Here is a 24,581-nt window from a genome sequence, read left to right as displayed (position 1 = left end):
AATCGCGAGGTTTGGTCTGGAGGAAGCCGCTAGCAAATTTGCGAGCTGATGAACAAGAACATCATATGAGGCGTAGGCTAGAGGTGAGTTGGCAGGGTCTGCCCCGCGAAGCAAGGGTACAAGACGACGAAACCACGTGATCTAATGGCCACCGTAAATGATGCAGCAGTGCAAAGAAAGTTCATGTTCTTATCTGGGGAGATCTGTTTAACACGCGATCGGTCATTAACCAGTAAGGCTCTGGTTTATAAGTGCCTTGGCTTTTCAATTTCATCGACTGAAAAGAGCGAACTAGATGGAAACCGATAGCGCATGACGGGGTAACTTGGCATGTGATTAAGCAGAAGTCAGCAGACGGCATAATAGCCCAACGCCCATCGTAATGGTTGGGATAGCATACCCCGCGTTAGCGTTGTGGGTACATGGTGAAGGCCTGAACATTTAGAAGAAGGAGGAGTCTTGTCAAACTTGTCGATACCCACTACGTCGCCAGACGATTACTATCAGCAGCGTATTGATTTGCAACCGGCCTTCAACAGCGATTTATTCCAACAACTGCTCGAACCTGAAAATCTACACCGAGCTTGGCGTCAAGTTAAAGCCAATAAAGGTGCGGCGGGCATCGATGGCATGACCATCGAAGCCTTCCCGCTCTGGATGCAACAAGGCGGCTGGCAACAATGTAAATCTCAATTAGAGCGAGGTGAATACCAACCCTCAGCGGTCAGGCGGGTGGAGATCGACAAACCCGATGGCGGTAAACGCAAATTGGGGATCCCTAACGTCATTGACCGTGTGATACAGCAAGCCATTGCTCAAATACTCACGCCACTGTTTGACCCATTCTTCTCGACTAACAGTTTTGGCTTTAGGCCGAACAGAAATGCGAAGCAAGCGGTACTGCAAGTAAGGGATATCATCAAACAGAAACGCAAATTTGCCGTCGATGTTGATCTGTCTAAGTTCTTTGACCGAGTTAATCATGATCTCTTGATGACTCAACTTAGAAGTAAGGTGCAGAATAAGCGTCTGTTGGCGCTTATTGGTAAGTACCTTCGAGCAGGTGTGATGGTCAATGGCCAATTTGAAGCAAGCTTTGAAGGTGTGCCTCAAGGTGGCCCACTCTCGCCATTACTCTCTAACATTATGTTGGATAGTCTGGATAAAGAGCTGGAAAGCCGAGGGCATAAATTCGCCCGCTACGCGGACGACTTTATCATTTTGGTAAAGTCTATTCGAGCGGGTGAACGAGTACTCAAGAGCATCACTAAATACCTTGCCACTAAGCTAAAACTGGTTGTTAATGAACAGAAAAGCCAAGTGGTTAAGGTAGGTCAAAGCAAGTTTCTTGGGTTTACATTTAACCGAGGAAAGATCCAGTGGCATGCTAAAACATTACACATTTTCAAACAAAAGATGAGACGACTGACGAACCGAAATTGGGGAGTTAGTATGGGATATCAATTGTTTAAAGTGCGGCAGTACATGCAAGGCTGGATCAACTACTTTGGCATAGCCAATGCTTACCAAGGATGTGTCGATTTAGACCATTGGATCCGTCGTCGCATACGTATGTGCTACTGGCGTCAGTGGCGAAAACCACGGACTAAGGTGCAAAATTTACTTAAGCGTGGCGTCAGGATCCAAGCCGCTGTTGCTTGTGGTATCACAAGTAAAGGCCCTTGGCGTAGCTCGAAGACACCAGGAATACAACAAGCACTGAGTAATGAGTATCTGAAGAAAGCAGGATTATATTCACTAAGAGATGGATGGATCGCAGTTCATTATCCTAACCAGAAAGCTAGTTAGGTGTTCTAAATGAACCGCCCTGTGCGGAGCCGCATGTAGGGTGGTGTGGGGGCTGGAGGCTAGATACCTCTGGCTACCCGATTAAGTGATTTTTGTATAGCTACTTCAAATTTAAATTCAAAAGCACTTTCATTTTATTTAGTGTTGGTTTGTGCGTTGTTTCATCAAATAAAGATTTTGCAAATTTAGCCCCATTTTCAGACTCTAATAAAGCCGTGAAACAAGCATTGGCCAACTTCACGTCTCGTATACCTAATAGTTCATGAGTTTGATACATAACTTTACAAGTTTCATAAACAACTTCGATACAGCCTTTATGATTCACATTCATTAGAAGCCACATAATACTCTTCAAAATATAACTGCTGCTTTCTGAAATTTTCCATAAATCAAATGATTCATTTGTGGAGGCAGAACCTTTGTAGTAAGGACCGCCTTCTAATTCTCCATAAATAAGAGTATCCCTTTGATTATGTGATTCAATTATAAATGATTGTGCCCGCTCACCAAATAAGCTGACACCTATTGAATCAACAATTTCTAGACAATCTTTTAACCACTTTTTACTGGGTTTCTTTGCCTTATTTACACATTTATTTATTAAATTGCACCACAGCATTTGCGTATTTTCATCATCCTGTTCAATACTCTTAAAAAACAATTCACACCAACTATCATGAGTTGAAATTGGCTTTAAAGTATCTAAGCATGATATGGAACCTTCATACTTTTCAATTAAATATGCCCTGGCTTGATATGCATTTAAAGCATCTATAGCATCCGTGACCACATTATCATCAAAATAAAAAGCATGGTGACTTCTATTCAAACAAACATCGTATATATTTCGTCTAGGTAATATTTCTTGATTTGGGTTTGCCCCCAAACTTAAAAACTTTTTAATACCATCAGCTCTCCACCTTTCCACTGAAAGACGGATCCCAAAGTTTAATAAATCACTATCAGTAGGCAAGCAATTATCTTGAGTTAAAATCCAACAAGACAACTCATGCAAATCAGTACTTCCTGATAAAAAAGACCAATCAAGTATAGATAATACATATTTCGGATTTACAGCTACGGTTTCAGTAATATGCTTAATTAAGTCTTTCTCCCGCCCTTGTTTTAAAGCTAGGGCTAATTTATTTGCCTCACCTATATCAAATATTTGGCCTTCAAATCCTTTGTATATTCCTGTATCAAATCGATTAACTTCGATATCATCCAATAAATTCATTTTATAAATTCCCTACGTAGAACCGTAATCACTTAACGCCCTATTAACAGGCAAAAAATTGTTTGCTAAAATGTTGAGGAACGAAAACAGCAAACTGTTTTTTGTCCTTGTTTAATAGCTTGTTATACGTCATTTACGCTGAAAATAAAACGTTGCACTATTAACAACTTTTACGTTATTCCCATCAATAGTTGCAGGTGTAAACAGCCACAGTTGAATAGCCTTTAGCGTTTCTTCTTGTAACTTTTTGGGATAGGCATCAACTATTTTTGCACCTTCCACTTTACCTGATTTGTTTACGGTAAACTCCACCGTAGCAAAGCCATCAAGGTTAGCTTTGTTTTTAGGCCATATTTTTAACTCTAACACTTCATTGATCTTGGGAGCGAAAACAAGATTACCTTCATTTGGCATTGAATCAGTCGCAATTGCTATAGAGGAGAAAGCAAAAATAAACGCAAATACAAACTTCATTGAATCCTCCATGACGTATAACGTTTTAGTATTTATGCGTTGCGCTGTTTGCAAAGCATAAATCGCTTGTTGGACTTGGCCGATGCCACATCCAAATTAATCGGTATGTTTTATGCTATAGGAATTTGCTTTTTAACGGTAGTGGTATTTTGTACAACCTTTCGGCTAATCGTCTGTTCTGATTACACCTTTTAGGGTCGATTTTGTTGGCTTTCATCTTTTTCCATTACTCGATTATTGCCTTATTTACTGATTTCTCGATACCAAATCGTGTGCCATCGTCCCACCTAATCCAAGATTAGCTGAGCCTGCTTTATTTGCTGACATCCCCCCACTTAATCTGACTAACCTGACAGCTTCAACTTTGCTTCACGCGCTAACATCGTTAGCAGTGGCACCAGTCCCATAAACATTAGCCGTCCATTGGGGCACTGCGGACAACACCAGTGGCCTAATGTGTCAGTGATTGCTGCTGGGATATCTTTCGCTTTACTCCCCAGTTGCTCTCTAATTTTGGCGAGCCTTTTACGCCGACAGCTGTTGGCTAAAAAACCAAAATGCCTTATCCGCATCACCCCTTTAGGCAGTACATGTAATAAGTAACGCCTAATGAGCTCTTCAGGAGTCAGTTGCATGATTTTACGTTGGTTATCGACATAGTCTGTGTAGCTGATATCAACACGCTCTTTGGTGACCGCCTTAAGCCGTGATTCATGCAGCATGCCTTTTCGAGTGTAACGCCCGAGATAAGCCACTACGGTTTCAGCTTTATAAAGACATGCTTTACTGTATACGCACCACGCCTTATTGATGAGGTTATTGGCCTCGGGAATGGTCAGTTCACGCTGGCGCAGAGCAGCCAACATCTTAGCTTTGAACACGGTTGAGACCGCCTTAACAGGAAATAAATAGTCTGATTTAACGCCGCGCCACTGACCTTGCTCAGTGACCACTCCGCCTGGGATTAAACAGTGTAAGTGGATATGCTGGGTTAAGGTTTGCCCCCATGTATGCAGTACCGCTGTGCACCCTAACTGACCTTGTAAGTGTTTACGGGTCATGCCAAATCGGCTTAAGGTTTGCCAAACGGCTTCAAATAACGCGCTGTACACAAGCTTTGCTTGCTCATCGGTATGAGTGAGCGCGTTGAGCTCATGGGGCAAGGTAAACACCAAATGAAAATAGCGACAATGCAGTACTTGTTGTTGCTGTTTCTCTATCCATGCTTGGGTTTGTTTACCTTGGCAGCGTGGACAATGTCTGTCTCGGCATGAGCAGAACACGCTTTGCTGATAGTGACATTGATTACATTGCCACTGCTGTTGACCAAGTGCGGCTGTGCGGCAAGCCAAAATACGCTGACACACCAAACGCTGTTGCTGACTCAGTCGATGATGTTGCTGGTAGTGACCATAGTGGGTTTGCAATATGTCACTCAAGTGATAATGCGCCATCTCATCACCCCAAGTCAGCGAGTAAATCGCCCCCTTTATGCCCAAGCTCTGGCGACCAGTGCAGATATCGCTCTGTGGTTTTAATGCTTTTGTGACCCAGTTGATGTTGGAGTTGATTCAGTAACATGCCAGCGGCCAATTGATGTGTCGCATAGGCATGGCGCAAGCTGTGCGGGCTGCAAGGTTTGGTGATCCCTGCGGCTAACGCCGCTTTCTTGAGGGTTTTACGCACGCTTGATACATCTAACGGGTAGGTGTTGCCATGGGAATGCACACCAAACAGCCACGTTTGCGGATGATACTTAAGCCAGTAATGGCGCAATAAATTAAGCAGTGAGGGAGAGATGATAACTAAACGGTCTTTAGCACCTTTGCCCTGACACACTTTGAGTAACTGCCGCTGACCATCAATATCACTGACTTTAATATTGACCAGCTCACTGACGCGTAATCCACAGCCATAGCACAGCGCTATCATGGCGTGATATTTCTGATTAGGGCAGTACTGCAACAACTGACCAATATCTTGCTTACTGAGCATTTGCGGCAGTTTTTGGCTAGGACGAGGCAAACACACGTCAATTCTAAATTGACGCTTTAAAATGTGTTCAAAGTAAAAGTGAATACCGTTCAGTTGAAGCTGAATAGAGGCTCTTGATAGTTGCCTTTCAAGGTTTAAATAGCGGAAATAATCACTTAACTGCGTATCGGTAACAGTATCAACTGGTTGATGATAGTGTTCTGCCAGTTTAGTAATGGCATACAGATAAGCTTTACGGGTTCGCTCAGAGTAGCGTCTAAGCGTAATTTCATCATGGAATAATTGAGTGTGTACTAACATGACTTACCTCCTTGATAGTGGGAAATCCACTGAGGTAAGTGTGGTTCAAATCACGGGTCTTTGGGCTCCGCGCAGCGGCTTAGTTCAACAGCGTATTAGCGAGAATTCCGATAAACATCCTGAGAAGCTCACCAAAACTCAACATCCATACAACTTTAATTATTAATAATTTTAGTAACTTATCAGCTTAAGCACCCCAAATCAATCACCTTTTAGTCTAGGCAAAAGCGAGAATTTAGATAATCGAGAATAATACAAACTCGTTATGTAGAGCAGGTATAGTAACAAAAATAAGCTAATTCAATTAGGTAGCATTATTCTTTAGGTAAAAACGAGAATTTTCGCAATTACATAACGAGAAACAACGCTGTTGTTTTAACACAAATGAATTATAACTGTGTAAAAAAACAGTATGCTGTCGCAAAGATTTTATGATGTTAATCGTAGATAAATTTATATCAAAAGGGTGCTTTCATAAATTAGCGATAACTATGTTCGAGCAAAGTTTAAATTGGATTTTATCTAACAAGGAATGGGCAGAAATGAGTTAATACTTTACTTTCAACGGGTGTAATTCAACTCTGAACTTGAGACCGTTGAAGAAAATAGCGTGAGCCTGACAGGACGTCAGGCTAGCTTTCGTTGGCCAAGGATGGCCTATCGGAAGCGTTAGCATTTTCGAATAAGGCCGAAGAACACTAAAACTAAGTCAAAAGCTGGATTACCCCCCATGGCGACCTTTTCGCTGTTTGAAAATGTTGCGGGGCGGCTGGGAGATCCAAGAGGGAACAGCCGTTGATTTCCTCTTGGTCTGGTGTGGGCGAAGCGCCACGACGTTAGTGGCCACAGGCCATATTCCAAACACGTATTGGGGCAAAAACGAGTTAGTTATCTTGACTTGGAAATGGACCGATTCAACTCTGAACTTGAGGTTGTTGAAGGCTCTTTATACAAGAATGCGTGAAGCTCACATGGATGTGAGCTTAGCTTTCGCGGTACAGGTCGTTTCTTAGTGCGAATTAATCATGCCTCCCATTTTTATGATGAATTAACATAACTGCTTTTAGGTTTGATAGCGATAATATTCTGCACGATTCAAATGTATAAATTGAATGGGAAACATCAACAAACTAAGCACTATATGGAAAATGGTGAGCAATGCGGTAGATTTAAAGTAGCACTAGTGGCTTGATTGTTATCAAGCTGGCAATCAGGTTATTGATTTAGTGTTAGACGTTAAGCATTAAGCGCACAACCAGCGCTGGCAGTTGGCTGCTGCATCTTGTCGTCGCTTTCGCTCTAAATGTTCGCAATAGTCTGTTAATGCAGGCAAAGCCCCTACCGCATCTTTGAATAGTCCCCCAAACTCTGTGGTGATTTTTAGCCAGTTGTCGGCAGGAATATTCAGCCTATTGAGAATATCTTGGCTACTTAAGTTAATTGCACCATATTCATTTTCTCGGATTTCGGAGCCTCATCCAGAGTTGTTTGGGACCGGAGGTCAGACACCTCCGGCTACCCGATTAGTTTTCTAACTTGCTTTACCGGCTTTTGTTGCCTCGGGAACTTCTACAAGTCTTCCAGATTTAGTGTCATAAATATAACCATAAATCGGAATATCACTTGGAACCATTGAACTACTTTTAATTCGTTGAACATCGGCCAAGACGCTTTTAGCTTGATCACTAATGGTAAGCCATTCGATGAACTTCCCATCTGTTGTACCACCACCGGCATTACTATCATGCCAACCTGAGGCATCTACGCTTGCAGTTTTTAAGCTAACTGATAACAGGTCACCCATGATTTCATTATTGAATGTTTCCATTCCACAATCCGTATGATGAATAACAAACCATTCTTTCGTTCCAAGTAACTTATATGAAATTACCAAAGAACGTATTGCATCATCACTGGCTCTGCCACCAGCATTACGGATCACATGAGCGTCACCTTCTGCAAGGCCCGCATATTTAGCAGGGTCTAAGCGAGCGTCCATACAGGTAAGAATGGCAAACTGTCGTGCAGGAGGCATTGCAAGATTGCCTTTATCACCGAAGTTAGCCACATAATCAGCATTTGCTGACGTTACTTCATCAACTATTTTAGTCATCTTTATTCCTCTTTGAATTGCCGCAGATTACTTATTAACGAGGTTCCCAATGCGGCAGATTTGAAAATCTAACGTTTTAGTATTTATGCGCCGCGTTGTTTGCGGCGCATAAATCGCTTGTTGGACTTGGCCAATGCCACATCCATATTAATCGGTATGTTTTGTGCTGTAGGAATTTACTTTTTACGGTGGCTATTTTCTGTACAGCACTTCTGTTAATCGTCTGTTCTGATTACACCTTTAGAGAAAATACATAACCACCCTTTTTGTAGTAACAACATAACCCCTTTCTATTTGAGTTGCGATCACCTTTTATTATTTTCTCAACGAGCAAATTCAACAGGATGATTTAACAAATGAGCACTCAAATTTAGTGGGGGCAAGGTAAACTTTTATAAAAAGTAAATTTAAACACTGGCTTTTTAAAACGTTTATGTCCAAAAAAGAGTTAGTGCCTGTAACCTATAAATGGATAAATTCAACTCTGAATTTGAGGTCGTTGAAGGCTCTTTATACAAGAATGCGTGATGCTCACATGGCCTTTCTCGCACATCCATGTGCTACAAGGCATTCAGGCATCCTGCCTATCAGATGTGAGCTTAGCTTTCGCGGTACTGGTCGTTCTTTGGCGTCCTGCCATCACGACATTCGTGAATCCATTCACATCAGATGTACCATCGGAAGCGTTAGCATTTTCACTCTTTATTAATAAGATGGGCCGAAGCTGCATACTATTGAAGTCAAAAGCTGGATCAATCCCCATGGCGACCTTTTCGCAGCTCTTGTTTTGTAAATAGCGAAAATGTTGCGGGGCGGCTGGGCCATTTTTTTAAAAGAGTTAAGAGGGAACAGCCGTTGGTTTCCTCTTGGTCTGGTGTGGGTGAAGCGCCACGACGTTAGTGGCTACAGGCCATATCCCAAACACATTTCTGGGCAGAAAGGACTTAGCATAATAATGCTAAACCTTTACAAATATTTTGTGCCTTTTACAACAATTTTGTTATTCAACACCATTAGTCCCAAGTTTCCCGTGCATCTTTCCATACCACCTTCAGTATAACGAGATAGCAGATAATCCACGCAGACGCCCTGAGCTAGGGAGCGACCTTTGGCTTTATTGAACTTGTGTAGGCTCAATATATGCCTTAGTTCCCCAAAGTGGAACCGTTGAAAGACTGTGTTTAAAGCTTCCCGATGTTTCTTTGGTAGAGTATGAAACATACATTAATGTTTGATTTTCAGCATCGAATATTCTTCTAATTTTCATTGTCTTAAAAAATATGCTTTTTGATTTTTTAAATACAACCTCACCAGATTTACTCTTATCTATTTTTTCAATCATATCTTTGGTAATTTCACCCGTTTGCCTGCAAGAGATAGAACTATCACTTGGATCTGAAAAACTGAGGTTTTCTTCTATTGAAGCAATGTGACACGTGACACCTGATACAATTTCATCTTTTAAAATGTTTAGTTTTATGTCTTGTGTAGTAAACATTCCAAGTGAAACATCACCGACTTCGTTGTCAGAGCAGGCAGTAAGCAGTGTCGTTAAACATAGCGCAATTAGTATTTTTTTCATCGGTAACACCTTGTCGTGTTGAACGTTTATTATCGAAAAATAGGATTAGTATATAAAGTTTCGTGCAATATCGTTAAAGGCATATCATTAATGTTATGTCTTTCATTATCTGCTTTATTGGTATTCTTTACGTAATAAATAGGCCTAAACTGCTGATGTCGACATCATCGCCACAAATTCATATCACTATCACTTATCATCATGCTAACTCATATCTATATCGTTAATGTGGTTAACCTTGTTGATTAATAGCTATGTTAATAAGTTAAAGGCAGTTTGAGCACAACGGGTTAGCCCAGCAGTTACCGAACCGAAATGGTCACCCACCACCACTTTTGCATTTGGATACACACTAGCAATTCTGTTATATATCGCAGGGCTTCGAGCGGTACCGCCAGTGACATAAACAATATCAGGAGTACTTGGCATCTCACAATCTTGTTGCTCCGCTTTAGAGACAGCAGTTTGTATCGCTTGCTTCATCAAAGCTTCTACTTTATTAAGCGGTTCATTAATAGCTTGTTCAAATTGTGCCGCAGTTAATGGTACAAGCAAGCCTTTTTCAATGAAATCTAAAGCGCATTGGGTGCTATCGCTGTCTGACAAGCTAATTTTGGCCGCTTCAGCTTGGCGTACAACTTGATAACTCATTTGATTTTTTTGTACTTTTTGTAAACGGACTAACAGCTCAGGCTGTTGCGATTCTTTAATTAATAACTCGACCAACTTACGCGACGCTAAACTGACAAACTCACGTTGGGCACTAATATCGTTTACCGCTACTGCATTCCAAAAAGGAGCCCGCGGTGTCGGTTTGCCATTTATCATTAAGGTATCAGCGCCAAAGCTTGGCATTAATCCCGTCATGGCAAGGGCAATATCTAAATCATTACCGCCGATACGTTGCCCTGAATGGCCGAAGCAATCTGAACTGCGATCTTGTTGCTTAATGTGCGATGGTCCCATTTTTACGACAGAACAATCTGTGGTACCGCCGCCAACATCAACAACGAGTACGGTATTGTCGGCATCAAGATTAGCTTCAAAATCCATTCCTGCAGCTAATGGTTCAAGTAAGAAGGTCACTTCAGTAAAACCCGCTCGAGAAGCTGCAAGGCGTAAAATAGCCTCTGCTTGGCGATTACTCTCTTCGCCACCTATGCCCTGAAAATTAACGGGTCTACCGATCACAGCATGAGATGCGGCAGTCAGAGACTTAGCATGCAGTGCTTTATCGGCCGAGGTTTTAACGTGTTGCATCATTAATGTGACGATATCTTCAAACAAGCCGATTTGATCAGGTCGTAAGCCGTTGGCACCTAAAAATGATTTTGGTGAACGGACATAAAACCCTTCTTCTGGCATTTCTAGGTAAGCATCAATAGCGGCTTGGCCAACAAACACCGCTTGTTCATTCGGCGACAGATCAAGCTCATGACGCATTTGCTTTGCACGCATTAACTGCGAACTGCGCAAATGAGAATACTCTGCTTTTAAGTGTTCTGGTAACCCTTGGTATACCGCTTCGGCAATCAACTCGCGATCCATTGCATACAAGGTTGAAGGCATAAAATCTGAATGAGTTGATAATGGTAATAACGATACCGCATCATCAATCATTACCCCTATTGCACAGTTGGCACTGCCATAATCAAATCCAACTAACATTGACTTACCTTCTGTCGTCTAATCGAAAAAAGCGCTCAAAATAACACACTTATGACACTTGCTAAACCATTTATCATTGTTTTGTTTCCTCCTTGAGTAAAGCAAGCCTTTGGCTGAACAAGCAACACTGTATATACCAAGACGGTGCAAACAACAAAAAAGCCCAATCGTATTCAGATCGGGCTTTCGTATTACCAAAACTATCATTAGCCTTTGTTGTTAATGATTTCTTGTGCTTTACGCTGAGCTTCTTTTTGTTGGCGACGAGCATCAATGACTTGTTTTACATCGCTGCCAATATGCGCTTCACCGCGTTGTTTGGCTAATTGTACTTGACGCTCACGCTCAATAAACCGCTGACGTTGTTCTTGCGGCACTTTATCAATGCAATGAGGACAGCTGACACCTTGAACATACGCTTCAGTTTGCTTTTCTGCTTCAGTAATAGGCATACGACAAGCATTACATTGGTCGTATTGGCCTTTTTCTAGGCTGTGATTTACCGCTACACGGTTATCAAACACAAAGCACTCACCTTCCCATAAGCTTTGCTCTTGTTCTACTTCTTCAAGGTATTTTAAAATGCCGCCTTCAAGATGATATACCTCATCGAAGCCCTGCTCTTTTAAATATGCAGTAGATTTTTCACAGCGAATACCACCGGTACAAAACATCGCCACTTTTTTGTGTTTAGCTGGATCTAAGTTTTGTTTTACATATTCAGGAAACTCGCGAAATGTTTCTGTTACTGGATTGACGGCATTTCTAAAAGTGCCAATTTGCACTTCGTAATCATTACGAGTATCAACCAACACCACATCTGGATCTGAAATCAGTGCATTCCAGTCTTTTGGTTTTACATAGGTCCCGACGACTTTACGAGGATCGATGCCTTCAACCCCCATAGTGACGATTTCTTTTTTTAGCTTAACTTTGGTGCGGTAAAACGGCATTTCAGCATCAAAAGATAGCTTAGTTACAATATTATCTAAACCAGGTTGAGTGCCCAACCAAGCCAATAAAATGTCAATCGCTGATGACGTTCCGGCAACAGTGCCATTAATGCCTTCTTGAGCAAGTAACAAAGTCCCTTTTATGTCGTTTTGTTCCATGACGCTAAGCAATGGCTGACGGACAGCCTCAAAATGAGGTAACGCAACAAATTTATATAACGCGCACACAGCAACTTGGGATTGAGATGATGCTGGTATGGCTTTTTGAATAGGTTCTTGTTTAGGATTTTGTTTAGGCTTTTGTTTAGATTGTTGCATAAAAATGTTGACTCCGCTGGCTGGAACTTAATTTCCAGTGCATATTACAGTGCATATAATAAGGCCTATACATTGTGCACAGGCTCAAAAAAACGGCGGAAAGTATACCTAAGTCACACTCAAAAAAATACTAAAACAATCTAAACCCTTTTTTTACTTTGTGATTAGGATTTTATTTTGCGGTTTTGAGCCAGAAAGCGTTACTCTATTAGCAAGATTTAATTTTATAGACACCTAATGAATTCTGCTATTTTATACACATTTCGTCGTTGTCCCTATGCCATGCGGGCTCGTCTTGGGCTTCATTTAAGTCAACTGAATCCGTTAGTACGTGAGATTGAACTTAAAAACAAACCTGCAGAGATGTTGGCTATTTCGGCCAAAGGGACAGTACCGGTGTTAGTGACGGCAGATAACCAAGTTATCAGTGAAAGCCTGGATATTATGCGTTTTGCGTTAACCCAATACCCTGCACCGGATACAAAATACCTAACAGCAAACGAATATCTATCACTACAGTATTGGTTAGATAAGCCATTAACAGAATCACTCATTAATGCTAACGATAATGACTTTAAACCTTGGTTAGATAAATATAAGTATGCAGATAGATTTCCTGAAAACAGTCAGCTTTGGTATCGACAACAAGCTGAACAATTTATTCAGTTGCTGGAAGATCAATTACAACAACAAAACTATTTGTGCAGCAACACCCCTACACTAGCTGATTTGGCTATTTTTCCGTTTATACGCCAATTTGCTAATGTTGAACCTGTATGGTTCAACGCTATTCCCTACCCAAAAGTAAGCGCTTGGTTGACCACGTTAGTGAACAGTCCACTATTTAATGTGACCATGTACAAATATCCATTGTGGTTACCCCAACAAAATATGATTCAATTCAAATATTCGATAAGCGATGATGGACAAGTAGTACCTTTGTGCAAGAATTAAAAAATTATGAATCTTTAATGATTTACAGACTATTAATCCGTTAATTTTTAAAGTAAATTAATCTTACTCGCAGTAAATAGCCGTTTAAGAACATAGATTTCTATTTTTACTGCAGATTTCTAATTTAGGGTTATACTTAAATAAGTCATTGCTGGAACGCAAAGGAACATGACATGGATAATATGGATATTACGTTAGTCTTAATGCTTATCGCATTACTGGTTTTACATATTCACTTTTGCTATCGAGCTTTTACCTCGAAAGCACATATCAAAAATGCTCAACGTATAGTGTGGTCGATGATCAGTTTGTTAATGGGACCATTAGGCTATTATGTCTATCAAAACATGATCCCACTCGAATTCTATGAATAGGAATTAAGGCTTAATTGCAACATAGCGAGCCTGTTTGTTGAATAAAGGCCCGTACTCTCTGTTAACCCAGCTTATAAATAGCGAGCGAATTGCTGACCATTTTTTAATGGTTTTACAGGCGCGGTTACCGCTGGCGTACCTACGTATAAAAAGCCCACTATTTGATCTTGTTTCGATAAACCTAATTGTTGATGTACATTAGCATCAAAAGCAAAATCACCGGTACGCCATACTGCACCTAGTCCAATTGCAAAAGCAGCTTGCTGCATTGCCATCGTCGCACAACCCGCTGCAATATGCTGTTCTAAAGCAGGTACTTTATCATGCGTTTGTGTTTTAGCGACTACCGTAATCACCATAGGTGCACGATAAGGCATGTTGGATACTTTAGTGAGAAAAGCTTCATCTGCACCACTTTTTTTAGCCGCATCAACAAAAATATCTGCCAACTTAGCTAAGCCATCATCTACCGCAATAATAAACTCCCAAGGCGTTAGTGCACCGTGGTCAGGTACTCTTGCTGCTGCATCAAGTAAAAACGTGAGTTGTTCGGCATTGGGTGCTGGAGCAATTAAACGAGGCGTTGATTGGCGAGTCAATAACAGTTGTTTGGCGTCCAAGATACTATCCTTTTGAATAAATGATAACGCCGATATTAACAAAAATCCCACGCATAAGGTGGGATTTTTTGGGATTGATCTATGTAACCTAAACTCGTGATAGCAAACGCTTCTCAAACAGCTCTTAGCCTTGTTAACTGCGTTGAATCAACTTGCAAATAAACAAGGTTACTTCAAAAAGCGACGTCCTATAAAATAGTCAACGCTGGTGTAACGGCCACCACCAATCACAAATAAAGCCAGTAACATGAATAAATACGTTATCGCGAATTCAATACCGTTATTTAAAATAACAAAATTACCCGAACTGGTTAGCCATTCATAATTACCATGCTCTTGTAAAATAGATTTTGCCTCTGCTAGCTTTTCCGCTGCAGCCAACACTTTCTCATTCGCTAGCCATGAACTTGGATCGGCAATGGCCAACCAGCCATTGGGTAAATGCACCGCAAAAGCAGCAACTAACATGGTGACCATCATTGGCAATGCAACGAGTCGAGTGGCTAAACCAATCAAGATTAAAAAACCACCAAACAATTCAGTGCCTGCGGCTAATGCTGCCATGACTTCAGGCATAGGTAAACCTAAGCCCCAATCAGGATTACCAAACCATGCGGCGGTGTCTTCAAAATGTGACAATTTATTATATCCTGCCTGCATTAACACAGGTGCAAGATAAAGCCTTAGCATTAAAGCGGCTAAGCCTTCTGTATGTTTAATTACATTTAAAAACTGTTGATATAATCCACTTAGTGTTTGCATAAATAATCCTGACTGAAATCGTTATTGTAGTAAGAGACCCGCTAAAGATTAAAAATATTTCATCTTAAGCATTAATTGATAAAAATAAACATTATTTGTCTAAGTGTAGTTCAGTTAAATCTTCTACTAACTCGGTCAATTTTTTATCGAAGTGTTGACGTTGTTTTTGATTAAATGTTTTATTAAGCGCAATCAACATTGAACCAAATTTTCGAGTATTTTCATCAACATTATCGCGATAAACTTTAGATTTCAGTTCGTCAGGCGAGATCATTAATAACTTCATTTGTTGGGTAAAATAATCAGTTTGCTGACGGCGTTTAAGTGCTTGTTCAAATTGACTTAGCCATTCATGGCGATACTCAAGCCACATGTCTAACGTGGCTAAACGTTCCGTATTAGCTTGATGAATAATATTTTTTTGTTCATCAGTAGCGTTGCCGGTCCATTCTGTTAATTGTTTTACGATTCTTTTGTCTGAGTCTTTTATTAATTCGGCTTGATCTTTACCGGCATATTCTTCGATTAATTCTTGTTGTTCTTTTTTAAGTTGGGTTAACACTTGATTCACTTGCTCATTAGTGAAACTCGCCATAATAGGTAATAGTTCTGGCATAACAAAATCAAAAATACGATGCCAATGTGCCTTTGCCAATGACACTTGGTTAAGCCATAGCTCTGGGGTCATTGTTTGTTGATTCGTCAGTGTCGATAATAAAGACAATTGATCACGATAACGCGGCAATTCTTGTTGGCGATGCCAAACTAAAAATGATTCGATAATGACATCAAATTTGTCTTGCTGATCTGAGGTTAACTCTACGTATTCTTCAACTTCCCACTCTATCGCCCAATCCAAAAAGAAATAACTTATTTTGGTTGAGCAGCCAACAAAAATAGGCAACTTAATAGTAGGATAATCACTTTTTTAGACACAGATAATTCCTTTATCAAAACGTGCTTCACTTATACTTTGTAAGAACCTTTTACGTTATCGGAGCTTATTAGCAAGTGATTAATGTAAAGTAATGTGTAAAATATTGTAAGTATTTTGTTGCTTTTTGTGGTTCTTTGGCTGCCATCAGTAATGCCCACATTGCTGAAAATAACCAAAAACAATTCATTGCAGCGGGTAATGCAGCTTTTGCCGCCGCCACATCTGTGAGGCTAGCGACCTGACAATATTGTCTAATCACGTTATCGATTAATTGGTTCACTTGTGTTTTTGATAGCTGATGACTGGCCACAACGCTTGCTAAATCGAACAATGGATGACTCGCCACAGCATATTCATAATCAATACAAAACAGCTGATTAGATTTACCGCCACTAAATAGTAAATTGTGCGGGGTTAAATCTCGATGACAAAAAGCCGGCAGCAACATACAGGCTTCTAATTGTGATAACCAATGTCGAATAAGCCCATTTAAGCGTAACAATTGCTGCCAAGCATCATGCCATTGTGGAGCTATTTGCGATGAACTTAATAGGTCTAACTGCTGCGCATATTGTTGCCACTGCTCAGTCACGGTAATACTTTTACTGGGTGCTGGTAGGGTAATAAGTGTGCTAAATAGTGTTGTTAATAAAGGAACAGCATCAACGCTTAAAATTGGCTTGTTTTGTCCATTCTGCAGAGATGAGTAACTGTTAATCGCTGAAAAAATTGACCAGTCGATATTGGGTTGATGAATAAACTCACTTAAATATAGTTGGTTGTCATCACTGACCCAAACTAGGGTTGGGGCAATGTGAGCCGCAATAGCCGTATGCCAACATTCTATTTCGAGTGTCCTATCACACCAATTACTATGGCGTTGGTTAACCCTTAAAACCTTATCGCCATCATCACAAGATAACTTAATATTAAGATTACTGATCCCTGCGTTGAGCAATGATATGGCGGTACATTGTGTTTCAAGTCTATTAAACAACGCCATTGGCATTGTTTTCGTCATAATGTCGAGCACATCAATGGGTAGAGATAACAAGGGTTGGGACATCAAATATTTTCTCTAATGAAATGGTATTGTGGTTGGCTATGCTCCAACCACCTCTTGACTCGTATTGTCTTGCGTTATTATATGATGACGATATTTCTTACGCCACATCATGTATCCACCAACCGCCATCGCGACATATAAAACAAACAAACCCGATGTCAGCATTAAGCCTTTTTGAAAGTAAAGGTAAATAGACACAAAATCAATGACGACCCAATAGAGCCAATTCTCCAGCACTTTTTTCGCCACTAGATAGGTTGTTACTATAGCAAAACAAGTGGTTGCCGCGTCGACATAGGGAAATGCTGCCGACGTGTAATGAGCCATACCATATCCCACCAGCAAAGATACTAATGATGTAGCGCCGATGAGCCTAGCATGTGTACTCCAAGACCAACTGGTAATATTAAGATGATTCGTTTCGATGTTGTGCTGAGTACCATTTTGCAAATCTGTATTGTGCAAATTACTTTGCTGAGACGGTGGCACGTGCAACCACAGCCAATAACCATATACCGCCATCCCCATATAATAAATATTAAGGACTGACTCCATCAATAACGATACATTCCAAAATAGTACAGTATAAATGGCGGTACTAATAAATGCTGCAGACCAGCACCAGATGTTAGTCCGCATGGCAAGAATTAAGTAAGCAAGCGCTAGCATAACGGCAACAGCCTCCCAAAACGTCATTAATGACGCTTCATTAAAGGCTTGTTGTAGCGTTATAAATAGATCATTCATTGCAGTTATTCGCTATGAGCAAGATCGAGCTCACCACCAATAAATTTACACACAAAAACAGCTTTACCCCATTTTTTATGTGCAGCTTGCATTTCAATGGCTAACATCGACATTACATCGGCATACTCACCGCACACTTGAGTTGCCATCGCGTTAGTGACTCGTTGAATATTGTCATAACTATCCACTCTGCCGATAAACCATTGGATCGGATCAAGATAGTTTTCATTAAACGGATACATGCTGATTTCTGCAGTTAACTTCATCTTTTATTCCTTATTAAAAGCCGCTACAACACAGGTTGCAACGGCCTCAAGCCATTACATAAATTGAACTTCTAATGTTACGCCCATTTGGCGTGGGTCGCCGTAACGAATATATTGCTTGTCAGCCCAGTCTTGATCTGGCTCATTGCCAAAATAAAAACCACGCACGCCATATTGTTCATCAAACAAATTGCGGCCCCATAAATATGCCGACCATGTTGGCGTTTCATAGCCTAAGCGAGCGTTATAAATGGTATAGGCTTCTGACTGAGATTCATTGCTGTCTGAATAATAAAACTGGCTTTTACCACTGGCATTCACGTTTGCAAACCAGCCTGAGTCTGCAACATAGGTCATACCTGCACTGTAAGTAAATTTAGGCGAATGCGCTAAGTCGCGGCCAGATAAATCGACGGTAGAACCGTATTTGTCACTGTATTGATATTGGCCATATTCGGTTTCTAACCAACCGAAACTGCCATAAAATTCAATGTTTTCTGTCAAATACCATTTTGCATCGAGTTCCGCGCCATAGTTATTTGAACTGCCTGCATTTTCGGTAAATAGAATAAACCGCTGTGGGCTATCTGGATCTTGTAAAGATGCGGCGACTTGTTGATCTTGGCGATCCATATAAAATAGCGCCAATGTAGAATCCACTTCTCCGTCAAACCAGCTCGATTTCAAACCGACTTCATAGTTATATAAAATCTCAGTGTCGAATTCTTTCTTGTCTGACAATTCAGCAGGTAATGTCATATTAAAACCACCCGCTTTATAACCGCGAGCAACACGAGCATATGCATTGTGATTATCATTAATGACTTTTGACAATGCTATATGGCCTCCCCACATATCTTCTGATGGGGTAAAATTATCTTCGTTAGTGTCACTATAATCAGTATCGCGACGCTCGAAACGCAACCCTGTCGACAATAAGTAATCATCGCCTAAATGGCTGTCTAGTTGAGCAAATACAGCATAGTTTGTCGCATCATAGCTCGACTGTAACACTTCATCAGGGTAAGAATTGTACTCGGAGTACAAGTCGTTATCTTCTTTTAAATTCATTGCGTACACACCCACTAACCAGTCAGTGCTGCCCGCCCAGATACGTCCAGCCGTTTTTGACGACAAGCGAAACTCTTGAGTAAAAGTTTTACGGTCACCCTTTTTATCCCAAGTATAATCATAAACGCATGGCTCACTGCCAACAGGATTGTAGTCATCGTCATACAAAGTACATTCCTTGCTTGCCCAATACTCTGGATTTGCCCAATCGCCATCATAACCATTGTGATGATCTGTTTGTGCAAATGAAGTTAACGAAGTGAAATCAAATCCTTGCACTCCAGTATAAATGAACTTAATTCCTGTCCCTGTGGTTTTTTGGGTATCAACCCCAGGTTGGTCGGTTAAGGTGTTAGTGCGATTGTTGTCCAATGTCCACACATCGTAACCATTATCAAAATTGGCGTGCAATAAAGTTAAGTCGATTTGTAAGTCATCAGTCGCGTACCAACGGAACTTAGCCCTCGCCGTTAACTCATCACGTTCATTGGTATCATTACGGTTAAGATAGAGGTTGTCACGATAGCCATTTTGGTTATGTTGTTCTAGTGATACTCGGTAGAGCAATTTACCCGAATCACTGAGTGGACCAGAACTAAAGCCAGAAAGCGTGCGAAGGTTGTCGTCACCTAAACTGACTTTTGCCCCATGTTCAAATGATTCTGTAGGGTCATTACTTTTTAAGTAAATTAATCCGGCTAACGCATTAGCACCATATTGGGTACCTTGTGGACCGCGCAAGACTTCAACTTGCTGCATGTCATACATGCTCGATACCATACCAAGGCCAGATAGATCGATATCGTCGACCACAAAGCCTACGGATGAGTTGGGTGCACCTTGATATTGTTCTTGTTCACCAACACCACGAATTTGGAAATATTTAGGACGAGAACTGCCACCAGACCAATTAAAGTTGGCAATAGAATTGAGCACATCTTCAAAATGTTGCGCCCCTTCGTCTTCTAGTTGCTGTGCATCAATAACCGTCACACTTGACGGCATTTTATCAAGGCTGATATTACTAAAGTCAGCATTAACAACAATCACTTCCATTTTTTCAGATTCAGGTGTAACGCGCTCAACATCAGCGGTTTTAGCCATAGCAACAGGCGAGCTCAATGCTGTAATAACAGCTAAAGCAATTGGCGTGTGGGATAACCCAGTAGAATTTTTCGTGAACATAGGACCTCAAATAATTATTTTGAGATCCGGCAAGAGTAGCGAATAAGAGGTGCACATAAAGATAGTGTGGCCCATTCCTACGCCGGTATAAGCCGGATCAGGTTCTAAGGGTTCGTCATAAAGACATCTCAGTTCAGTTTTACTGAACACCCCTTGGCGGTCATAATTATAAACTATCTACAATCTGATTACACGAACAGTCATACATTTTAATAACACAACATATTCTGGGTATTGAAGCTAACACCTTGAAGATAAATAAAGTGTTAGCCTTAAAAATTTTTGCCCCTACCGGTTAACTTGAGTTAGGTTAACAACACTGACGTTATCTAATTAATAAGAAAACGTTTCGCGTACGTAAATCTCAAAGCGAATTGCTTGGGTATTTGGCGCCACACCACTCACTTGTAATTGTTGCATGCCATGTAATTTAACCGATTTCCAACTGCTTGCTTCATCTTCAACAGTCAATCCGTTAGCATCAAACCAAGTGAATTTATATTGTACCCGTAAGTCGGTACTGGATTTACTTTGAATTAATGCCGATGCTTTAAGTAAATCAGCCACCATGTGTGATGAAATATTTGTCACCTTGATGTCGCTCGCAAATGAGGCGCTATCAACTCTAACCAACCCACTAGAATCGACAGCAATTCCCGCAGTATTGTGTGCGCATGCACTCAGTAACAGTGCAGAAGCGATAAAGCATAATGATGTTATTTTCATACTATAGTCCTTCTAATAAACTGGTTAAATTAATCTTGTGGAACAATAAAACTCACTACATTGCTAATCCAACAAAAAATGAGCTCGTGCTGTGGCAATAAGTTGTTTACGGTTGGTTTGCCAGCAGTTAATGCTCACGTTCGCAACTCGACGACCTTGGCGAGTAATTTTACATTCGGCAAACGTATCTTGATGCAAACCGGCACGTAAATAATCAATCGAGAAATCAATAATTTTAGGCACTTTTTTGGCTTGCATAAATACCATTAATTGCACAATTGCCGACATTTCCATAAACCCAGCAATTACCCCTCCGTGAATCGCCGGCAATATTGGGTTACCAATATTGTCATCTTTAGCGGGTAGTCTAAATACCATTTCATCGCCAAAACGGGCCACAGACATACCAATGAATTGTGAGTAAGGTACTTTCTCAAGTAGGTAACTATAATCATTTAGTTCAATGGCGCGTTTAACCACATCTTGAACATCTAAACCCTTTGCTGGATCTATTTTGCTTGGCTCGCTCATGATTTAGCCCCCGGCAAATTACCCATTAACGCTTGACGAAACTCTTCACCGACCATTTCAGGACTAATGCGCATAAATGAACCCACAGCATGAGCAATAGGCTCATCAATGCTGTCTTGATAGGCAATCGCACGGGTAAAGGCAACGCTTGACGATAAACGATAGCATTCAGCAAAGGCATAAACTGATTTATGTGGCTCTGCAGGTTTCATGTAATCGACACGTAAATCCAATGTTGGAGACAATTCTAACGATTGATACTTTTTCAAAATGGCACATACCACTGCGGTGCCGCAAGCAGTATCGATCAAGGTCGTGATCACTCCACCGTGAATAACTCCGGTGTCAGGGTAACCAATAATATCTTGACTGTAAGGCAGCTCAATTAACACATGATGCTCGCTGGCTTCTTGCACCGTAAGCCCTAAACGACGACATTGAGCAAGTTGATTAACAAAACGGGTAGCAACTTCTGTTAATGGAAAAAAATCACTGTTAGTTTTCATTATCCGCGACTCAGCATTGGGCCTAATGGTTTGCCCCCTAAAAGATGCATATGAATATGATACACCTCTTGACCGCCATGCTTATTACAATTCATTATTAAGCGATAACCGTCTTCTGCAATACCCGCTTCATCAGCAAGTTTTGCCGCTACTGTTATCATTCTCCCTAATGCTTTTTCATCAGATGCTTTAACATCATTCGTTGTCGCGATTAAATGGTTAGGAATAATCAAAATATGCGTAGGAGCTTGCGGAGCAATATCCCGAAATGCGGTGACTAACTCATCTTGGTATAAAATATCCGCTGGAATTTCACGGCGGATAATTTTGCTAAATATGGTTTCTTCGGCCATTAGGAGGATCCTCATTAAATAACTGCATTGTAACTATTGATAATACTATCAAGTCTTTGATCTATCACTCCAGTAAAAACGCTTTTTATGGTTAATATTTTACCTAAAATGGGATTCGTTTGCTTAAGTGAGTCAATTTTGGCAGCATTGGTTATTATAGCTCAATCGTTTTGATTGCGACTTGCCACTCATTCGGAATTCTTTATGCATTATCATATTCATGCGGTCGACCCAAAAGCTCATTTATTTGAAGTTACCTTTACGCTAAAAAACGCCAATCCATCTCAGATTTTCTCATTACCGGCATGGTTACCTGGCAGTTACATGATCCGCGATTTTGCTAAAAACATCATTGAAATTGATGCCAAAGAGAATCAACAATCACTTTCGGTCACTCAATTAGATAAACAAACGTGGCAATTGGATAACCAAGGTAGCCACATTAGCTTGTGCTACCAAATTTATGCATGGGATTTGTCTGTTCGAACAGCGCACCTTGATACTAATCATGGTTTTTTTAATGGCAGTAGCGTGTTTCTAGCCGCTAATGGCCTTGAGTCTCAGCCACATAAGGTCACCATTGCCAAGCCTGCTCTTGCAAACTTAGCTCATTGGACGCTGGCCACCAGCATGACGAGAACAACCGGCGAGCAATTTGGTTTTGGTGATTTTAGCGCAGAAAATTATGACGATTTAATCGATCATCCAGTTGAAATGGGTGAACTCACCATCGAAACATTTTATGCGGCCGGTGTTCCACACGATATCGTTCTCAGTGGTAAACACCGAGCCAATATGGCTAGATTGGCCAATGATTTAAAAGCGATTTGCGAATATCAAATCGATTTGTTTGGCACTCCAGCACCGTTTAAGCGCTATGTATTTATGACAACGGTTTTAGATAATGGTTTTGGCGGCTTAGAGCATAAAGCATCTACTGCATTGATGTGTTCGCGTAATGACTTACCCTTGTCGCTAGATGCGCCTGTGGATAAAGGTTATCGCACTTATTTATCATTATGTAGCCACGAATACTTCCACTCATGGAATGTTAAACGGATTAAACCAGCTGAATTTACCCCATTTGATTTATCACAAGAATCATATACGTCTCAATTATGGGCGTATGAAGGCATCACATCATATTACGATGATTTAATTACTTTTAAATCACAATGTATTGATCAAGCAGGTTATCTCACCCTGCTCAGCCAAATTATGACTCGAGTATATCGAGGCCAAGGCCGTTTTAAGCAAACGTTAACGCAATCAAGCTTTAATGCGTGGACCAAATTTTATAAGCAAGATGAAAATGCCGCCAATGCCATTGTCAGTTATTACACCAAAGGGGCACTGTTTGCATTATTTTTGGATTTAACCATTCGTATTGAATCTCAAGGTAAGCACAGCCTAGATGATGTAATGCGAACGCTTTGGCAACAATACGGCTTAACTGGCATCGGAACCGATCCGTTTAGTCATCAGCGAATTGTCGAAACGATACTAAACCGCCCTTGTGATGATCTATTTGCCTATCTTAATAACTGTGATGATATTCCGCTTGAAGCTTTATTGGCTCAGGTCGGGGTGTCCATGACTCTTCGAGCAAGTGAAGGTAATACTGATTTAGGTGGCGGTGATGCTAAGGGGTATATCAATGGCTTTGGTGCTAAAACAAAGACTGAATCAATGGGTTTAAAAGTGTTAAGCGTAATCCAAAATAGTCCGGCACATCAAGCTGGCCTTAGCGCTGGAGATTTATTGATTGCAGCAGATAACTTACAAGTTACCGCACAATTTGAACAACAACTACAAAACTTACCCATTGGTGAGGTACTTACCTTACATTGGTTTAGACGTGATGAATTAATGCAAGGACAACTGCCTATTCGTGAAGCGGTTTTAGACACGGTTTCTCTTAGCATCAAGGATGCTAATAAAACAATGCTCTGGTTAGGTTGTTAACGACAAAGCCAAATAAAAAATGGGTACCAATTCAATTGATGCCCATTTTTATTACATTTCAATCTTAAA

General features: G+C 40.8%; 23 protein-coding genes, 1 pseudogene and 1 riboswitch. Of the genes and pseudogenes, 4 read left to right on the top strand and 20 right to left on the bottom strand.

Annotated features, from left to right (window positions below):
* Positions 1-459 precede the first annotated feature (459 nt).
* Positions 460-1,809: a group II intron reverse transcriptase/maturase gene (gene ltrA / locus FCN25_RS18280; protein ID WP_137226816.1), complete on the top strand. Its 1,350-nt coding sequence runs from the start codon at positions 460-462 to the stop codon at positions 1,807-1,809.
* 100 nt (positions 1,810-1,909) lie between these two features.
* Here ltrA and FCN25_RS18275 read toward each other — a convergent pair whose 3' ends face one another.
* The 9 genes and pseudogenes from FCN25_RS18275 to FCN25_RS18235 all read right to left on the bottom strand — a co-directional run bounded on the left by FCN25_RS18275 (position 1,910) and on the right by FCN25_RS18235 (position 12,449).
* Positions 1,910-3,046 carry a hypothetical protein gene (locus tag FCN25_RS18275; protein ID WP_137226815.1) on the bottom strand — a complete coding sequence of 379 codons (1,137 nt, stop codon included), beginning with the start codon at positions 3,044-3,046 and terminating at the stop codon, positions 1,910-1,912.
* Between the two features lie 129 nt (positions 3,047-3,175).
* Entirely contained in the window at positions 3,176-3,520 is a 345-nt protein-coding gene (locus FCN25_RS18270) for an energy transducer TonB (RefSeq protein WP_175405900.1), read from the bottom strand.
* 344 nt (positions 3,521-3,864) lie between these two features.
* Complete coding sequence (locus FCN25_RS18265; RefSeq protein ID WP_137226813.1) at positions 3,865-4,974, bottom strand: IS91 family transposase; 1,110 nt, start codon at positions 4,972-4,974, stop codon at positions 3,865-3,867.
* Positions 4,975-4,978: 4 nt separating this feature from the next.
* A complete protein-coding gene (locus tag FCN25_RS18260) occupies positions 4,979-5,815 on the bottom strand; it encodes a site-specific integrase (protein ID WP_137223013.1) in 837 nt (278 codons plus the stop codon).
* Between the two features lie 1,243 nt (positions 5,816-7,058).
* A pseudogene (locus FCN25_RS21200) lies at positions 7,059-7,280 on the bottom strand (transposase); the annotation flags it as partial.
* 66 nt (positions 7,281-7,346) lie between these two features.
* On the bottom strand, positions 7,347-7,928 hold the full coding sequence (locus FCN25_RS18250) for a carbonic anhydrase (RefSeq protein ID WP_137226812.1): 582 nt from the start codon (positions 7,926-7,928) through the stop codon (positions 7,347-7,349).
* Between the two features lie 1,114 nt (positions 7,929-9,042).
* Positions 9,043-9,510 carry a CreA family protein gene (locus FCN25_RS18245; protein WP_137226811.1) on the bottom strand — a complete coding sequence of 156 codons (468 nt, stop codon included), beginning with the start codon at positions 9,508-9,510 and terminating at the stop codon, positions 9,043-9,045.
* Between the two features lie 252 nt (positions 9,511-9,762).
* The gene (yegD, locus tag FCN25_RS18240) at positions 9,763-11,178 is read right to left on the bottom strand and encodes a molecular chaperone (RefSeq protein WP_137226810.1); all 1,416 of its coding nucleotides are present in this window, start codon (positions 11,176-11,178) and stop codon (positions 9,763-9,765) included.
* A 206-nt stretch (positions 11,179-11,384) separates the two neighbouring features.
* Entirely contained in the window at positions 11,385-12,449 is a 1,065-nt protein-coding gene (locus FCN25_RS18235) for a rhodanese-related sulfurtransferase (RefSeq protein ID WP_254693680.1), read from the bottom strand.
* A 237-nt stretch (positions 12,450-12,686) separates the two neighbouring features.
* Between FCN25_RS18235 and FCN25_RS18230 the strand changes: the two genes are divergently transcribed.
* Together FCN25_RS18230 and FCN25_RS18225 are read left to right on the top strand one after the other, a co-directional pair.
* On the top strand, positions 12,687-13,403 hold the full coding sequence (locus tag FCN25_RS18230; protein WP_137226809.1) for a glutathione S-transferase: 717 nt from the start codon (positions 12,687-12,689) through the stop codon (positions 13,401-13,403).
* A 173-nt stretch (positions 13,404-13,576) separates the two neighbouring features.
* The gene (locus tag FCN25_RS18225) at positions 13,577-13,777 is read left to right on the top strand and encodes a hypothetical protein (RefSeq protein ID WP_137226808.1); all 201 of its coding nucleotides are present in this window, start codon (positions 13,577-13,579) and stop codon (positions 13,775-13,777) included.
* 71 nt (positions 13,778-13,848) lie between these two features.
* Here the strand turns inward: FCN25_RS18225 and FCN25_RS18220 are convergent, their stop codons facing one another.
* The 11 genes from FCN25_RS18220 to hinT form a co-directional block, all read right to left on the bottom strand.
* Positions 13,849-14,397 carry an NAD(P)H nitroreductase gene (locus tag FCN25_RS18220; RefSeq protein ID WP_137226807.1) on the bottom strand — a complete coding sequence of 183 codons (549 nt, stop codon included), beginning with the start codon at positions 14,395-14,397 and terminating at the stop codon, positions 13,849-13,851.
* Between the two features lie 168 nt (positions 14,398-14,565).
* Positions 14,566-15,159, bottom strand: a complete 594-nt coding sequence (locus FCN25_RS18215) for a DoxX family protein (protein ID WP_137226806.1) — start codon at positions 15,157-15,159, stop codon at positions 14,566-14,568.
* 91 nt (positions 15,160-15,250) lie between these two features.
* Positions 15,251-16,018 (bottom strand): DUF6279 family lipoprotein, encoded by a 768-nt coding sequence (locus FCN25_RS18210; protein WP_254693679.1) that lies wholly within the window; start codon positions 16,016-16,018, stop codon positions 15,251-15,253.
* A gap of 145 nt (positions 16,019-16,163) precedes the next feature.
* Positions 16,164-17,162, bottom strand: coding sequence for a phosphotransferase (locus FCN25_RS18205; protein ID WP_137226804.1), 999 nt, complete (start codon positions 17,160-17,162; stop codon positions 16,164-16,166).
* Positions 17,163-17,198: 36 nt separating this feature from the next.
* Positions 17,199-17,909: a nicotinamide riboside transporter PnuC gene (gene pnuC / locus FCN25_RS18200; protein ID WP_137226803.1), complete on the bottom strand. Its 711-nt coding sequence runs from the start codon at positions 17,907-17,909 to the stop codon at positions 17,199-17,201.
* Between the two features lie 5 nt (positions 17,910-17,914).
* Positions 17,915-18,175, bottom strand: a complete 261-nt coding sequence (locus FCN25_RS18195; RefSeq protein ID WP_137226802.1) for a hypothetical protein — start codon at positions 18,173-18,175, stop codon at positions 17,915-17,917.
* Positions 18,176-18,229: 54 nt separating this feature from the next.
* Positions 18,230-20,431 carry a TonB-dependent receptor gene (locus FCN25_RS18190; protein ID WP_137226801.1) on the bottom strand — a complete coding sequence of 734 codons (2,202 nt, stop codon included), beginning with the start codon at positions 20,429-20,431 and terminating at the stop codon, positions 18,230-18,232.
* A gap of 57 nt (positions 20,432-20,488) precedes the next feature.
* A riboswitch (TPP riboswitch) is annotated at positions 20,489-20,595 on the bottom strand.
* Positions 20,596-20,764: 169 nt separating this feature from the next.
* Positions 20,765-21,157: a YcfL family protein gene (locus FCN25_RS18185; protein ID WP_137226800.1), complete on the bottom strand. Its 393-nt coding sequence runs from the start codon at positions 21,155-21,157 to the stop codon at positions 20,765-20,767.
* 63 nt (positions 21,158-21,220) lie between these two features.
* Positions 21,221-21,688 (bottom strand): PaaI family thioesterase, encoded by a 468-nt coding sequence (locus tag FCN25_RS18180; protein ID WP_137226799.1) that lies wholly within the window; start codon positions 21,686-21,688, stop codon positions 21,221-21,223.
* Complete coding sequence (locus FCN25_RS18175) at positions 21,685-22,194, bottom strand: PaaI family thioesterase (protein WP_137226798.1); 510 nt, start codon at positions 22,192-22,194, stop codon at positions 21,685-21,687. The genes FCN25_RS18180 and FCN25_RS18175 overlap by 4 nt, the downstream gene beginning before the upstream one ends.
* A complete protein-coding gene (hinT, locus tag FCN25_RS18170) occupies positions 22,194-22,547 on the bottom strand; it encodes a purine nucleoside phosphoramidase (RefSeq protein ID WP_137226797.1) in 354 nt (117 codons plus the stop codon). The genes FCN25_RS18175 and hinT overlap by 1 nt, the downstream gene beginning before the upstream one ends.
* A gap of 204 nt (positions 22,548-22,751) precedes the next feature.
* Here hinT and FCN25_RS18165 point away from each other — a divergent pair, with 204 nt between their 5' ends.
* Complete coding sequence (locus tag FCN25_RS18165; protein ID WP_137226796.1) at positions 22,752-24,512, top strand: M61 family metallopeptidase; 1,761 nt, start codon at positions 22,752-22,754, stop codon at positions 24,510-24,512.
* The last annotated feature ends 69 nt before the right edge of the window (positions 24,513-24,581 follow it).

It is taken from the genome of Shewanella sp. MEBiC00475, from assembly GCF_005234075.1.
In the GTDB taxonomy this organism is placed as follows: Bacteria; Pseudomonadota; Gammaproteobacteria; order Enterobacterales; family Shewanellaceae; genus Shewanella; species Shewanella polaris.
This window is presented reverse-complemented; position numbering and strand designations above follow the sequence as displayed.